General features: G+C 46.2%; 9 protein-coding genes. 3 read left to right on the forward strand and 6 right to left on the reverse strand.

The window, feature by feature from the left end; genetic code table 11:
• Positions 1 to 6: 6 nt before the first annotated feature.
• The 5 genes from KUA50_RS07665 to KUA50_RS07685 form a co-directional block, all read right to left on the reverse strand.
• Positions 7 to 1,230 carry an esterase gene (locus KUA50_RS07665; protein WP_218456847.1) on the reverse strand — a complete coding sequence of 408 codons (1,224 nt, stop codon included), beginning with the start codon at positions 1,228 to 1,230 and terminating at the stop codon, positions 7 to 9.
• 17 nt (positions 1,231 to 1,247) lie between these two features.
• Positions 1,248 to 2,453, reverse strand: coding sequence for an esterase (locus tag KUA50_RS07670; protein WP_218456846.1), 1,206 nt, complete (start codon positions 2,451 to 2,453; stop codon positions 1,248 to 1,250).
• Between the two features lie 118 nt (positions 2,454 to 2,571).
• The gene (locus tag KUA50_RS07675; protein WP_218456845.1) at positions 2,572 to 3,489 is read right to left on the reverse strand and encodes a hypothetical protein; all 918 of its coding nucleotides are present in this window, start codon (positions 3,487 to 3,489) and stop codon (positions 2,572 to 2,574) included.
• 34 nt (positions 3,490 to 3,523) lie between these two features.
• Positions 3,524 to 5,086 (reverse strand): RagB/SusD family nutrient uptake outer membrane protein, encoded by a 1,563-nt coding sequence (locus tag KUA50_RS07680; RefSeq protein ID WP_218456844.1) that lies wholly within the window; start codon positions 5,084 to 5,086, stop codon positions 3,524 to 3,526.
• Positions 5,087 to 5,145: 59 nt separating this feature from the next.
• Positions 5,146 to 8,211, reverse strand: coding sequence for a SusC/RagA family TonB-linked outer membrane protein (locus KUA50_RS07685; RefSeq protein ID WP_256624240.1), 3,066 nt, complete (start codon positions 8,209 to 8,211; stop codon positions 5,146 to 5,148).
• A 263-nt stretch (positions 8,212 to 8,474) separates the two neighbouring features.
• Between KUA50_RS07685 and KUA50_RS07690 the strand changes: the two genes are divergently transcribed.
• Positions 8,475 to 12,506 carry a two-component regulator propeller domain-containing protein gene (locus KUA50_RS07690; RefSeq protein ID WP_218456842.1) on the forward strand — a complete coding sequence of 1,344 codons (4,032 nt, stop codon included), beginning with the start codon at positions 8,475 to 8,477 and terminating at the stop codon, positions 12,504 to 12,506.
• 86 nt (positions 12,507 to 12,592) lie between these two features.
• A complete protein-coding gene (locus tag KUA50_RS07695; protein ID WP_006848032.1) occupies positions 12,593 to 12,967 on the forward strand; it encodes a RidA family protein in 375 nt (124 codons plus the stop codon).
• A gap of 28 nt (positions 12,968 to 12,995) precedes the next feature.
• On the opposite strand, the gene KUA50_RS07700 is transcribed toward KUA50_RS07695, so the two are convergent.
• A complete protein-coding gene (locus tag KUA50_RS07700; protein ID WP_022110302.1) occupies positions 12,996 to 13,886 on the reverse strand; it encodes a DMT family transporter in 891 nt (296 codons plus the stop codon).
• 202 nt (positions 13,887 to 14,088) lie between these two features.
• Between KUA50_RS07700 and KUA50_RS07705 the strand changes: the two genes are divergently transcribed.
• Positions 14,089 to 15,786 (forward strand): pseudouridine synthase, encoded by a 1,698-nt coding sequence (locus tag KUA50_RS07705; protein WP_413777446.1) that lies wholly within the window; start codon positions 14,089 to 14,091, stop codon positions 15,784 to 15,786.
• The last annotated feature ends 101 nt before the right edge of the window (positions 15,787 to 15,887 follow it).

Consider the following 15,887-nt stretch of genomic DNA (forward strand, 5'->3'; position numbering starts at 1 on the left):
ATGTCGTTAGAAAATCTTTTGTGCAAACTCTGTGAGATAGACGCGCCAGTTGCGCCAGATGTGGCCGCCCTCGGTCTCCATATAGGTATATTTATACCCCTTCTCATCGAAATAGCGACGCAAGCCGGCTGTACTCTTATACAAGAAGTCGGTCTTTCCCATACCTATCCAATACAATTTTGGCTTGTTCTTAAACAAGGTTGCCAACTGCTGCTTCGCCTCCTCGTCCTCTTGCAGCATCTTATAGAAATCGGTGCGAAAATCGCCAGTCTTTCCCACATGCAAACCAGCGGAGAATAGACCAACGTAATCAAACTTATTAGGGAAACGGCGAGAAATGTCAAAGGAGTGTCCACCACCCATTGACAAACCGCAGATAGCACGATGCGCCTTATCCTTGCCCACCTTGTAATGGCTCTCCACATAGTTCATCACATCAGGGAAGCTCTCATCCATCGTAGCCACCGCCTTGGCACCTTGATAGCCATAGAAAGAAGGAATGTATTGACCTGCCGACCACTCACCTGGAGCAGCCTGGCAATTAGGATTGCCATTGGTCATCACCACGACCATAGGCTTAGCCTTGCCTGTAGCTATCAAGTTGTCGAGAATCTGGGAGGCACGTCCCAAGGTTGTCCAAGCATCCTCATCACCACCTGCGCCATGAAGCAAGTAGAGCACTGGGTAATCCTTTCCCTTGTCGTAACCTGCTGGAGTATAGACCGTCATACGACGCTGCATCTTGAGCGTAGGACTGTCATACCAAACTTTCTGCACATTGCCATGAGGCACCTCATTGACGGTGTAGAGGTCACCACAGTCGCCTTTCTTGTCAGACAAGATAAAAATATTGGTTTCCGAAGTGATGTCACGAGTGATATAGACGCTTCCAGGATCCACAATCTTCACACCATCCAAGATGAGATTATAAGAATAAAGCTCAGGAGAAAGATTAGTGCTGGTAAAGCTCCATACTCCTTTGTCATCCTTCACCAAGTCTGCCACTCCCGGTGCATCATACTTTCCCACAGGGGTATCAATCTGCTTGGTAGGCAAGAAGTCGCCCGTAATCTGCACTTTCTGTGCATTGGGAGCCTTGAGACGGAAGGTTACTGTATGGTTGGCGTTTACCTCTGGAGATACCACAGGTACGTTGTCGAACAAAGCTTGCTGTGCAAAGCTGCTCATGCTCAAGAGCAAGGCTGTTGCCAAAAATGTTATCTTTTTCATTATGATGTTGCTTGAAATTACTTAAAGATTTTCTGGGCAAACTCACCCAGGTAGATGCGCCAGTTGCGCCAGATATGACCGCCATCGGTCTCCATATAGGTGAACGGATAATGGTTCTTGGTCAGTTTCTCTCTAAAGGCGGTATTGTCCTTAAACAGGAAGTCGGTGTTGCCGATACCAATCCAGAAGAGCTTTGGCTTGGCAGCAAACAAGTCTGCCAACTTCTTGTCGAAGTTATCATAGATGTACTCGTTGGCGCCACCACTTCTTTGTTCCTTGCCAATGGCTGCCGAGAAGAGCCCCACATAACCAAAGGTCTTAGGATTGTTGATGGAAATATAGAGGGAATGGAATCCACCCATAGACAAACCTGCTATGGCACGGTTCTGACTATTTGCCAAAGTGCGATAACGGGCATCCACAAACTTCACTACCTCAGGGAAAGATACCTCGAAAGAGCCCTCCATGGTCTTAGGCAATCCCAATGTAGGAACTATCAGATTATCCGAAGTCTGTCCTGGAGCTGCCTCCTGAGAGATATTGCCATTGGTCATGACGACGATCATTGGCTTCGCCTTGCCTTGCGCAATGAGGTTATCGAGGATTTGCGAAGCACGTCCCAAATCCATCCACGCTTCCTCGTCGCCACCGATGCCATGCAAGAGATAAAGCACAGGATATTTCTGCTTGCTGGTCTCATAACCTGCGGGAGTATATACTGTCATACGACGAGTAAGGCCAGCTTTGGCATCATCATACCAGACCTTTGATACGGTTCCATGCGCTACCTTGTTGACCTTGTAGAGATCTGCCTTTCCCCCACCTATCAAGAAATAGTTGGAAACGTTGGCGATGTCACGCACGGTATAGACGTTGAGATGGTCGGTAACACTGGCGCCATCCACCATCATTGTATAGCTATAAAGCTCTGGTGCCAAAGGAGCAGTGGTTGTAAAAGACCACACACCCTTCTCATCCTTCTTCAAATCGGCTACTCCAGGCATATCATACTTACCCATCGGGGTATCAACTTTCTTAGTTGGCAAGAAGTCACCTGTTATCTGTACTTTATGTGCCTCTGGTGCCATGCAGCGGAAAGTAACGGTCTTGTCTGCATGAATCTCAGGAGATAGAGGCATCTGTCCTCCGAACAAGGCTTGCTGTCCGAAGGCAGATCCACCAATCGCACACAATGTTATTGCTAATATCGAAAATCTTTTCATTGGATATAACGTTTTACTTTTTATATTAATTACCAAAACTCTATTATCTTTTTCAATAACTGTTGATTATTCAAAAACTATTGCTTGATTAAAGGTATCTACCTTCCTATTCAAGGCTTTACTTGGCGATGGCAGCAAACTTAATCTTAAATGATCCTTTACCAGCCGCTCCATCTACACCACTCTGGGTTTCAAGGTCAGCGCCCTCGAATGAGAATAAGTCTTGTCCCTCTGCATCCTTAACGGTAGAGATGATGATCTTACCTGCCGTGATGTATTGCGCGACACCAGCCTCATCCACGAAGTAACTACCACCCATGAAACCGTATTGAGGGAAAGCATAACCATTGCCCATCAACCAAGGCTCTGAAGCATTCCCTTGAATGGTATATTCACCAGCCAAGTCTGTATGACCGAGCTGATTGGCATTCACGGCTTCCAGATAAGCAGCAGGCTGACCTGCTGGATTTTTGATAGAGATGATATACTTGGTAGCATTAGGATTCACGACGACAGGAGCACCCGTTGACCAATCGACAATCTGAGTTGGAGCGATAGTAAGAGTATAGCCCGATGCCTCTGGGTCATCCTGTCCCACGACGAAGGCAAGCTCTCCTACATAATTCAACTTCACTCGCTGACCGGCGGCATTGGCAAACAAACCGTTCAAGTAATACTTGCCCCCAATAAGAGATACGTCGATGTCGCCACTCTTCATTGCCTCACCATTCACCTTGACCATACAAGTTTTGTTAGCCACGGTCTCAGCTACGGTATAAGAGGCAGCGGGAAGAATCCACTCGGTACTACCAAAACTAATCTGAATGGCAGTTCCCTTTACATCTTTTATATCTACATTGAGCGCCTTCAAGCCTTTCTTTAACTTAGTGGTAGGCTGCACGGTAGCCTCTTGCGATGTATAATTCTGCATATCTGCATATACTCCCTGCATACCATCAAGAGCATCGTTATCGCAGGCTGTGAAACACAGCCCTGCAATAAACAGACTTAATATTGAACCTATATATTTTTTCATATCAATATCATTTAAATATCAGTTAATTAGAAGATTACCATCCCGTATTCTGCTGGATATTAGGATTCAATTCTCTTTCCTTCAAAGGAATAGGAAGCAACATGTGCTTGTCTTGGAATCCGAAAGTAGAATTGGAGAAATCCCAACTTACGCCCTTGGAAGAGTAGTTAGGAATTTCCTTACCCTGTGAAGCCAAGGCTTTCTTGGCATCACCCCAACGTACCAAGTCCTGGAATCGGGTACTTTCCAGACAGAGTTCCAAGCGCTTCTCCGTCTTGATGTCGTCCAAGGTAACGCTAGTCAATGGAGTTTCCTTGGCGCGAATACGAATCTCATTGATGTCTCTCAGCGCTACGTCTGTGTTGCCAGCCTCCAGGTTTGCCTCGGCAGCCAGGAGGAGAACTTCGGCATAACGCATAATCTTTCGGTCGGTATATTGAAATCCCTGGAACCAGGAGGCATCCATGATGTTGTCACTCTTCAATAAGCGGTTCTTAAAGAAGAGGTATCCTTCACATCCATAGATGTTCTGACCAGGATTCAACTTCACACCGTATGCTGCTATCTGATTACTGTTGAGCAGGGTCTTCTGCAAACGATATCCATTCTTGCCCTCTGCTTTTACAAATGCATCATAGAGAGACTTGCGAGGGTTCAAGAAGCCGTAGGTTCCCTGAGCAACTTCGTCGGCAGCCTTGCCTTCGAGCGTCATATTGCCAGTACGCCATCCTTGCATCAGGAAGGTCATGTCCATCTGGGACCAAGTCTGCTCCTGGTCGTTACGCCACTGCAATTCGAGCATAGACTCACAGTTGTTGTTGTTGACGGCATGAAACTGCATGTCATAGTCGCCACGGAAGAGGTCGTACTTCTTGGAATCCACCACCTCATTGAGTACGGATGCAGCCTCCTGATACTTCTTCTGGAAGAGATAAGCCTTGCCCAAATAAGCCTTTGCCACTTCCTGGGTAACACGCATACCCGTCTCCTGATCGTCCTTGTTCTTCTTGGAAGGCAAGGCATTCATACCGATAGCCTCTTTCAAGTCTGCCTCCACAACAGCCCAAAGTGCCTCTGGAGTACTGTTTGGCTGACGGTACTCATCTGTAGCCAAGAGATGATCTACCAATGGAGCTGTACCCCAAAGAGTAACCAGCTCGAAGTTAGCCCAAGCACGGAAGAAATAAGCCTCGGCTATGGCACGTTTCTTGACTTCCGTATCATTAGCCACCTTCTCTATGACGAGGTTTGACTGATAGATGACACCATAGAGGCCCGAGAACAGGCCCTCGATATTACCGTTGCTAGAATCGAAGGTATATTCATTCAACTGCTCGTATGAGTTGTTGTCGCCACGATTACCACCGCCACACCAAGCATCATCCGAAAGCATATTCTTGGTAAAGAACCAAGTATAATACAATCCCTTCACACGGCTATACATGGCAGCCACCGCCTGCTCGGTCTGCTCATTGGTCTTGTAGAAATCATCCTGACCACCCATATTGCCATGCTTTGCTATATCGAGTCTGTCTTCACAACCGGCAAATAACACTGCCACAACGAGAAGCAGACTATATATGATATTCTTTTTCATAATTTCCTAATGTTATTATATATAGAATATGTATTGTTAGTTATATGAACCTCCAGACCTTAGAACTCCAAGTTGAAGCCCATCACTACCTTCCTTGAGGTTGGATAACCGCCTTTGTCGATACCCATACCCACTACACTATTGGTAGAAACCTCAGGGTCGAAGCCTGGGTACTTGGTGATGGTGAAGAAGTCATCGAGAGACACATAGAGGCGCAAGTTGCTGATTGCTACCTTCTTGAGAAGAGTCTTCGGCAAACTGTAGCCCAACTGAATCTGCTTAATCTTGAAATAAGATCCATCATATACCATTGCGCTGGATGTAGCATACTTGTCCATATTGTTGGCACCAGCACGTGGCTTGCTACCATTAGGATTGCTCTCCGTCCAACGGTCGTCATAGAAGAGTTCCTTCATCTTGTTGACCATAGGGTAGTCGGTACGGTTGATACAGTTGAATATCTTGTTGCCTGATGCACCAGAACCAAATACTGCCAAGTCGAAACCTTTGTAAGCTGCGGTCAAGGTGATACCATAGGTGAAGTCTGGAATGGCACTACCCAAGTCCATCTTGTCATCATCGGTCAAATCACCACTATCGTTCAGGTCGGCAAAAGTTGGATCGCCCGTCTTTGGGTCTATGCCTGTAAACTGATAGCCGCGGAAGTAATACACAGGATAGCCCTTCTCGAAGTATGTGAGAGGCACATTCATAAAGGTAGTACCCTGCAAACGAGTCAAGGATGGGTCGAGATAAGTAACCTCGTTCTTCAAGGTAGCGAGGTTGCCACGTACACTGTAGCTGAAATCACCGATGTTGTCTCTCCAACCGAGTTCAAACTCGAATCCCTTGTTGCTTACGTTACCAGCATTGATAGGGGATGTAGTGCCGCCGATAACCAAAGATGGAGTGGTACCACCCACGAGCAAGTCCTTGGTCTTCTTCACGAAATAGTCCATGCTGAAGTTCATTCTGCCAGCAAAGAGGAGCGCATCAATACCCAAGTCGGTCTGCTCTGATGTTTCCCACTTCAGTTTATCGTTACCCATACTAGATGGACTAACAGACGTTGTATAATTATTACCAGAAACTAACGGATAAATGCTACCCTGCGCCATATCGGTGCTGTAGGCATAGCCACTCAAGGAAGCCAAGCTACCATTCTGGCCCCAGCTGGCACGCAATTTCAAACTAGCCACAACATCTCTTAAAGGCTCGAAGAACTTTTCCTCAGAAATGGTCCAACCTCCAGACACAGCTGGGAAATATCCCCAACGATTGGTAGCTGGAAGCTTAGATAAGTCGGCAGCATCTGCACGGAGGGAAGCCTGCAGATAATAACGATTTTTATAATCGTAACTCAAACGACCAAAGTAAGAATACTTGGCTGAGCGAGTTTTCTCACCACCTACAGACTTGGTAGCAGAAGCGGATGCGAAATTCAGATAGTAGAACAATGGATTGTTTTTCTTGACAGCGTCTTCACCATTAGCCTGCAAACCACCCTGCACGAAATCGTAGGTAGATTCCTGGAAAGACATACCAACCATGGCATTCACGGTATGGTCACCAAACTTCTTCATATAGTTGGCAAAGTTTTCCCATTGATAATAGATAGAGGTAGAAGAAGATGCACTCTGATCTACATAATCACGGCTTTGCGTTGCATTTCCATAGAAAGGAAGTGAAGTGGAAGAACTGCGAGTACCCGACAAACGGTAACCAAAGCGAGAAGTAAGCACAAGATCCTTGATAGGCTTGAAATCTGCATAAATGGAACCATTCACATTGAATCCACTGTTGCGAGATATGCCATTGTCACGCATCACGAATGGGTTGAACTGCTCACCTGCATAGAAAGCAGACACACCATAGTAGTTACCAGCCGCATTGGTCAAGAGATGCTTTCCGCTTGCCAAGGCACTAGCAACATGAGCAGGCAAGTTTCCACCCTCGTATGCAACGGGGGTCAATGGATCCATAGAAAGCACAGCTGCCATCATAGAACCATACTCAGAACCCTCAGAAACAGAACGGGCGTTATATTTTTCAATCTGGTTAGTAGTGCCCACCTTCAACCATGGCTTGATCTGATATTCAGCATTGATGGTAGCGGTGAGACGACGATAGAGATCATTATTACCTCTTACCATACCATCATTGTCAAGATAAGTAAGCGAAAGATAGTAGTTGCCATTTTGGTTACCACCCGTAAAGCCCAGGTTGTGCTTCTGCATCTTACCCTTACCATAGATGGCATCTACCCAGGAGGTATTGGTTGTTCCATCCCAATTCTTCAGGAGATAATCCTCGGTAAAGGTCTTACCTTCTTTCATATATTGGATATATTCTTCGGCATTGAGCAACTTAGGCTTTTTAGCAAGCGATTCGATGGCATATTGGAAATCATATGTTATCTTTCCACTACCCACAGTACCCTTCTTCGTAGTAATGAGAACCACGCCATTACCAGCCTCTGCACCATATATGGCAGCAGAAGCGGCATCCTTCAACACTTCCATAGATGCTATGTCATTAGGATCGATACCACTAATATCGCCTAGGCGCACACCATCTACTACATAAAGAGGATCGGAAGAACCATTGGAAGAGAAACCACGGATACGAACGGTTGGTGATGCACCCGGACGAGCAGAAGAAGAGACAATCTGTACACCTGCGGTCTTACCCTGAAGAGCAGACTTGGCATTGGTGATGGTACGATTCTCCATATCCTCTTTCTTCACCTGAGAAATGGCACCTGTTACAGAACTTTTCTTCTGAACGCCATAGCCTACAACCACCACATCGTCGAGTACCTTGTTGTCTTCATTTAATGTAATCTTGAGTCTGGAAGAGTTGGCTAATACCTCTTTATTCTTATAGCCAAGATAAGAGAAGACAAGGGTCTTACCTTTTTGCACCTGGATTGTAAAGTTACCATCCATATCAGTTACAGTACCACCCTTGTTGTCTCCCTGCACACGCACGGTAACACCAATCAAAGGGTCGGCATTTTGGTCAACTACGAGACCAGCGACTTTCATCAGTTCCTGCGCCAAGGCAGCAGAACCGGAAATCATCAATAAGAACACGAAGGTCAGGAACCTTCTGTAATCATTCATTTTTCTCATAGATTTTACTCATTAAAGATAATACTTTGTTAGTTAAGCTTTTATTCTTGTAAATCAGTTGATTGTTTACGGCTGCAAAGGTATTGCTTTTTATCATACACCTTTTTCTAACTTGTTTTCTTGTGTTACGTTTTTGTTCAAAATGGGGTTTCCTATATGTTCAAAAACTTGCGTATTTGTTTAAAAAGTCTTATAAACCTTGTATATATCAAGGTTTTATAGTACTTTTGCAGCAACTACCAAAACCATCGATTATGAAACGAACAAAGGTATTTTATAACGTACTCATCCTCTTGGCAGCCCTTCTTCTTACTGCTTGCCAGGACCAAAAAGACATCCCCGAAGTCTCTTCACCCGAGAAGAACCTCGTCCTGTCTGATCATATCTCCAACCAACAGGTGAAGAGCATCTGCGAAGACAGATACGGACAAATCTGGATAGGTACCTTCCGTGGTCTCAACAAGTATGATGGCAACCAGTATCACCAATACTACTGCGTGGACGATTCACTGGGATTGCCCGACAACAATATTACCGACATTTATCGTGACTCCCACAACCGACTCTGGGTAGCCACCGTCAATGGCGTATGCCTATACCAGGCCAATGGCAATTTCAAACGAGTAAGTATCAATGGCAATAACAAGAACATCGAAAAAATCCTGGAAGACAAGGAGGGAAGAATCTTCTTCCTCACGAAGACAGACCTATATCAATATGACGAAAATACCAACACAGCCATCACCAGGCTCTCCAAGATGCTGGAGAAGAACTGCTATCATATCTCTTGCCATATAGACCGAAAAGATGTGATGTGGATTGTTACCCCTTACTCTGTCAAGGGGTATCGCACCCAAGACCTCAAACTTATCGTCCAAAGCCCTGTACAGAGTTATCCCATCGCCTCTTTTCTCCTCGATGGGCATCAGCTCTACATCTCTGGCTACAATGGAATGCAGCTCTTTGATACGGATACCAGGAAATGGCAACATCTCCCTGCAGCATTGCAAGGCTTGCAAATCCCCAACGACATGGTCAACTGCATCCATCCGTATGGCGCAAAAGGCAATCTTCTGCTCAGCACCACCAAGCACGGATTATTCTATTTCAATGCCCAGGAGGGAACCATCCTGCCACAAAGCGACAAGAATTTCCCATTCGAAGTGCCTGATATGCAAGTCAACAAGATGTTTACCGACTCCAAGGGCAACCTTTGGCTCGGGTCTGAAGACGATGGCGTAAAAACCATCTACAGATACAAGGATATGTTTAATAGCATGCCTGCCCTTCAACGTGCCATCGGCAAACAGCCCGTACTCTCCGTAGCCACCGACAGGAATCATCACCTTTGGATTTCTACCAAGAAGAACGGACTCTATATGTATGACTTGCAAACCCAGCAACTCAAGGACATACCGATGGTTTCCTACAGCAACGGCAACAAGAAGAATGCCATCATCAACATCTTTGTGGATAGCAGCAATCATCTATGGCTAGCCAATGGCGACCATGTGGCAAAGTACCAATACGATGGCAACAATCTCAACAAGGTAGCCTCCTACCCTTGCTTCATGCCTATGGACATCAGCCAAGATGCAAAGGGAAACATCTGGGTATCCACGGCATCCGTCAACATCTACTGCATTTCAGCACAAAGTGGAGAGATGACAAAAAAACAACTCTTCCCTACCACTTTCTGCTTCATTCCCTGCATCATGCACTTGCAGAATGACAACATGCTCATATCGGCCTTCTACAAACCCATCCTCGAAATGAATGGAAACAACTTCGATGTCCAAGAGTTTAAAGTGAATCCGGTTGACTGGAAAAAGTGCATCAAGCGAAGTGTGTATATCCCTACCAAGAACTATCAAGACCGCAAGGGCAACATCTGGTTGGGTACAGTTACCAACGGACTCTTGAAGTATGACGCAAAGAGCCGCAAGCTGACCACCATAGCAGGAATCTCCTGCTCCGACATTTCCAGCATCGAGGAAGATAGAGATGGAAACATTTGGGTCAGTACGCTGTATGGACTCAACAAGATAGATGGAAAAACAGAAAAGGTAACCACCTACAACGAGGCTGACGGTGTGAAAGGCTTCCAATTCTACGATAGGGCATCGTGCAAGCTGTCAGATGGAACTCTCATCTTCGGCGGTACCCAGGGACTCACCATCTTCAATCCCCAAAACGTAAACACGAACCAACAGATAAGTCTGCTTTTCGAAACACTCAAGGTACATAATGAGATTATGCTTCCTGGCAAGAATGGATGCATCGAGGAGAGTATGGAAGAATCACCCCATATTCACCTAAGCTACAAACAGAACAGCTTCAGCATCGCCTTTTCGGCCATCGACTACAGCGACTACAAGCACATCCATTACTTCTACCAAATGGCAGGATTCGACAATACATGGATTGATGCAGGCAATAACAACGAGGCGTACTACTCTAATCTGCCAGCTGGCAACTATACCTTCAAGGTTAAGATGGCAGGCAACGACTCCGACAATATCATCGCCGAAAAAAGCATACAGGTAAGCATCGCCCCTGAGCCTTGGAACTCTTGGTGGGCTTGGTGCCTATACCTTATTATAATGGGATGCGTCGGCTTCGTGATCTATCGGCAGAAGATGCGCATCAGCATTGAGAAGAACATGGTTCAAAAGGCTAAGGATGAGAAGGAGCAGGAACAGCGCATCAACAAGATGAACATGAGTTTCTTCGCTAACATCTCGCATGAGTTCCGGACACCACTCACCATGATTTCTGGACCTGTGGAACAACTCTGCGAAAGTGAAAGCATCAACAAGCACGACAAGTTGCTATTGAACATCATCAACCGAAGCGTGGATAGAATGCTGAGACTCGTCAACCAGTTGCTCGACTTCAACAAGTTGGAGAACGACACACTCCGCTTGCACGTCAAGCAAACCGACATTATCACCGAGATGAAGCGCATCATGGACCTCTTCATCGTGAATACAGAGGAGAAAGGTATCACCTTGAACTGTCACGGACTAGAAGGTTCCTACCTGATGCTTCTGGATTCCGACAAACTGGAAAAGATTATCAACAACCTGATGTCCAACGCCATGAAGTTTACCCCTCGTGGCGGTAAGATAGATGTATCTTTCGACACCGGTACCACTAACAAGGGAGAACAGATTATCACCATCACGGTGGCTGATACAGGCAAGGGAATCCCACAGAATGAGGTGGAGAATATCTTCAAGCGATATTATCAGTTGAACAACCAGTCCACAGGCACCATCAACTGGGGTACTGGCATTGGACTCTACTATGCCCGCAGCCTAGCCGTCCTTCACCATGGCGATTTAAAGGCGGGCAATCGCAAGGACTGCCAGGGAGCCATCTTCACCGTTACCCTGCCTACCGATGAGAGCCTCTATGCCGCCAACGAGAAAGCCCTTTTGGAGCAAGACCAGAAGATGGCTTTTCCACTGCACGACAGTCAGAAAGTGGCAGACAAGGTAAGTCAAGATAACAGTACAGACAACCGTCCGAAAATACTCATCGTAGATGACGACACCGAAGTGGTGCATTATCTTCGTACCCTCCTGGCGTCATCCTATCGCATCATCTACCGTTTCGATGCCGAGAGTGCCTTGAAGGCGACAAGGGAGGAAGAACCTAGCCTCATCCTCAGCGATGTGGTGATGCCGGGAATGAGCGGCTATGATCTCTGCAAGGAAATCAAGCAAGACATCCAACTCTGCCATATCCCAGTCATCCTGGTAACGGCAAAGACCACCACCGAAAACCAAGTGGAGGGTCTGAACAGTGGAGCAGATGCCTACGTTACCAAACCATTCACCCCCAAGGTTCTCCTGGCAATGATCAACTCGCAACTCACCAACCGCGAGAAGACCAAGACCATCCTGACCAACGCCACGGAGACCGACAAGAATGTGGAAGAAGTGCTGTCGCCACAAGACAAGCTCTTCATGGACGAACTCTATCATATGATGGAGCAGGAACTAGCCAACTCGGAATTGGATGTCAACAAGGTAACGAAACTGATGCACATCTCCCGCACAAAGCTCTACTACAAGGTCAAGGGACTCACAGGAGAGAATCCAAGCGTCTTCTTCAAGACCTATAAGCTCAATCGTGCCGCCACCCTCATCGTGGAAGGCAAGTACAACATCTCGGAGATTGCCTACATGACGGGATTCAACACCCTCTCCCACTTCTCAACCAGCTTCAAGAAGCAATTTGGATGTACACCGAGCGAATATAGTAAGAAAACTTATTAAATTTTGATGCGAAACAGGCCTATTATGGGAAAAATTGCTTATCTTTGCATCTAGATTGATTTAATAATAGAAAAAGAAAAGAAATTATGAACGCAATTCACACAGACAATGCGCCTGCAGCTATCGGTCCATATAGCCAGGCTATCGAAGTAAACGGTTTCGTATTTGCATCAGGTCAGATTCCTATCGACCCTGCAACAGGCAATTTCGTAGAGGGTGGCATCAAGGAGCAGACCCGTCAGAGTCTTACTAATGCCCAGAACATCCTGAAGGCTGCCGGTACTGACCTCTCTCATGTAGTAAAGACTACTGTTTATCTGAACAGCATGGATGATTTCGCTGCCATGAACGAGGTTTATGCAGAGTTCTTCAGCCAGCCATACCCAGCACGTTCTGCTGTAGCAGTAGAGAAGTTGCCAAAGGGCGCACTCGTTGAAGTAGAGGTTCTGGCTGCTAAGTAAAAGAAATCGGTAGTATAACTCCTGGAGTTTATGCTACCGTTTTTTTGTCTGCCACATACATGCCTATCAGGATGCAAGTGGCACCTATCAGAAAATAAGGAGTGATTTTCTCATCCAATATCCATGAAGCAAAGATCATGGTAGTGATCGGATTGAAATATACCCAGTTGGTGGCCTTTACCGTACCCAACTTGGAAAGGCACCAGTTCCATGTGAGAAAACAGATCATGGAAGCCAAGCAACCTAAAAACAACAGGTTGCCTATCACCTGAGGTTTGGCAAAGACCTCGCAAGAAGGGAATCCCGGTATAATCAGATAATAAGGCAATATCGTCAATACTCCATAGAAGAATACCTTGCGGGTGATAAAGGCGGCACTATACTTTCCCGTCACCGATTTCATCATCAGGGAATAGATAGCCCAGCACATACATGCCGTAAACGCCAGGGCATCGCCTACGGGGGAGAGATGAAGCACAAACCTACCATTCAGCACCACAATAATCATACCCATAAAAGCCAAAAGCGAACCGAGTATCTGTATCAGGTTGATGCGGGCGGAATCCCGATATACCAACCTTACCAGCAGGGTAGCAAAAAGCGGACAGGAACATACGATAAGGGATGTATTGGTGGTGGTGGTGAAATTCATCGCTTCATTCTCACTTAAGAAATAGAGTGATCCTCCCGTGATGCCTAATAACATCATCTTCGCTTCGTCCTTCCAAGAGTCGGCAAAGATGCGACGGTGGTTGAATGCCAGCATCAGAACGTATGCGATGGAAAAGCGCATGGTAAAAATCTGGGCTGGAGAAAGTCCGTTCAGCATCAGCACCTTGGTTGATACAAAAGTGGTTCCCCATATTGCTACGGTGAGGAATGCTACGAGATGATAAAAGAGGTTGCTGTTTCTATTCATACTTACATCTATTCTTTCTTTTGCCTGCACATTTTTATATCTGTACACTCATACGTCTATCCCTTTTTGCGACAGTTCTTCTGTGACAGTTCATTTTTTATGACTGCAAAAGTAAGGCTTTTCGATGAAGTACACAAATTTTTTCAAATATTTATTTTGGAGGAACAAATAATTATATGTACTTTTGCACCTAAAATAACAAATGATGATACTACATCCTTTCCATATATCCTCTACAGGAACTGACTTTCCCGAAAAGATGAACAATCCTTTCGACTACGAACCGCACCCTCTTTGCATACAGATATGCAAGGAGTTGCAGACCTATCTTGAGAACAAGAAGGAATGGCGCGAGGAAATCGACCGGGGAAAAATGTTCGGAGTACTCATCGTTGAAGGCGGATACTTGGCTGCCTATAGCGGTCAGATAGGAGGCAGAAGCGACTGGGATGACTTCGTACCTGCCGTTTTCGACTACCTACAGCCTGATGGATATTTCAAGACCCATGAGGCTGAGATTACCCGCATCAACGAAAGTATCCTGCGACTGGAAAAGGATGAACGGATGCAGAAGGCCCGGACACTCATCGCAGACCTGCTTGCCCAGCGCCAACAAGCCATAGCCGGTTTTCAGGAAAAAATGAAAGAAAAGAAGGCCCAAAGGGATCTCCGACGAAAACAGGGCAATCTCTCTGCCGAAGAGGAACAGGCGATGACCAAAGAAAGCCAATTCATGAAGGCCGAACTGCGCCGACTCAAGAAATCACTTGCCGAGAAGACTACATTAGAGACGGAATACGAAGACTATCAGAACAATATTTCCAGACTCAAGCAACTGCGCAAACAACTCTCTGATGCCCTGCAGCAATGGCTATTTGCACAATTCAGAATGCTCAATGCCGAAGGAGAAGAAAAAGATCTGTTGGAAATATTCAGAGATACTGCATTGGAAGACCAGCCGAACCTGTCACTCCTCTCCAAAAGAGCTGCACTGAAGATGGTTCCTCCTGCCGGAAGCGGAGAATGCTGCGAACCCAAACTGCTCCAGTATGCTTTCAGACATCATCTGAAACCCCTGCAGATGGCGATGTTCTGGTGGGGCGAAAGTCCGAAAGAGGAAATCAGACACCACCTGCAGTTCTATCCAGCCTGCAATGGTAAGTGCAAACCGATACTCCGCTGGATGCTACCGGAAGTAAACACGATGCTCAATCATGCATCTCAGCCACTTACCCTGGAGACACTCTATGAAGACCGGGAACTTGCCGTTATCTGCAAACCTGCCGGAATGCTCTCCGTACCAGGAAAAGAACCAGGCGTCACTTCCGTCTATTCCATCATGCGAAGAAAATACCCGGAGGCTACGGGTCCTTTGATTGTACACCGGCTGGACATGGCTACAAGCGGACTCATGGTGATTGCCAAAACAGAGTTTGCCTACCATCGGCTGCAGGAACAATTCGCAAGTCATCAGATACAGAAGAAATACATAGCCATCGTATGTGCGAAAGAAGGAAGCATCCTGCCAGAAGGCATCCTCTCTCTCCCTCTGATGCCCGACTATCTCGACCGTCCACGCCAGATTGTAAATCATGAACAGGGAAAGGAAGCGATTACGGAATACAAAGTTCTTGGAAACGAAGGAAACGATGCTTTTGGTAACAAAGAAAACGAAGGAAACAACCAGCACCTCCGCCTCGCTCTCTATCCCCAAACAGGACGTACCCACCAGCTCCGTGTACATTGTGCCCACCGGGAAGGACTGAATGCCCCTATCCTTGGCGACCCTCTCTATGGCTGCGAGAAGGCACCCCGCCTCTACCTCCATGCCGAGTCTATCAGATTCACACATCCTTTATCAGGAAAGGAAATATTCATAGAACGGAAAGCAGACTTCTGACAAACCTAAAACAGGAAGAAGTTCAGTGCTTTATACCATACAAGAAAAAATCCTGAAAAAAAAGAATCCCTTAGTGTTCTTCTTGCTGAAACACTAAGGGA

The organism is Segatella hominis, assembly GCF_019249725.2.
Classification (GTDB): domain Bacteria; phylum Bacteroidota; class Bacteroidia; order Bacteroidales; family Bacteroidaceae; genus Prevotella.

What these genes read in the sequence shown, in the direction of transcription:
- KUA50_RS07685 (WP_256624240.1), bottom strand. Translation starts at nt 8,211, where the DNA reads ATGAATGATTACAGAAGGTTCCTGACCTTCGTGTTCTTATTGATGATT.
- KUA50_RS07680 (WP_218456844.1), bottom strand. Translation starts at nt 5,086, where the DNA reads ATGAAAAAGAATATCATATATAGTCTGCTTCTCGTTGTGGCAGTGTTA.
- KUA50_RS07695 (WP_006848032.1), top strand. Translation starts at nt 12,593, where the DNA reads ATGAACGCAATTCACACAGACAATGCGCCTGCAGCTATCGGTCCATAT.
- KUA50_RS07665 (WP_218456847.1), bottom strand. Translation starts at nt 1,230, where the DNA reads ATGAAAAAGATAACATTTTTGGCAACAGCCTTGCTCTTGAGCATGAGC.
- KUA50_RS07705 (WP_413777446.1), top strand. Translation starts at nt 14,089, where the DNA reads ATGATGATACTACATCCTTTCCATATATCCTCTACAGGAACTGACTTT.
- KUA50_RS07670 (WP_218456846.1), bottom strand. Translation starts at nt 2,453, where the DNA reads ATGAAAAGATTTTCGATATTAGCAATAACATTGTGTGCGATTGGTGGA.
- KUA50_RS07675 (WP_218456845.1), bottom strand. Translation starts at nt 3,489, where the DNA reads ATGAAAAAATATATAGGTTCAATATTAAGTCTGTTTATTGCAGGGCTG.
- KUA50_RS07700 (WP_022110302.1), bottom strand. Translation starts at nt 13,886, where the DNA reads ATGAATAGAAACAGCAACCTCTTTTATCATCTCGTAGCATTCCTCACC.
- KUA50_RS07690 (WP_218456842.1), top strand. Translation starts at nt 8,475, where the DNA reads ATGAAACGAACAAAGGTATTTTATAACGTACTCATCCTCTTGGCAGCC.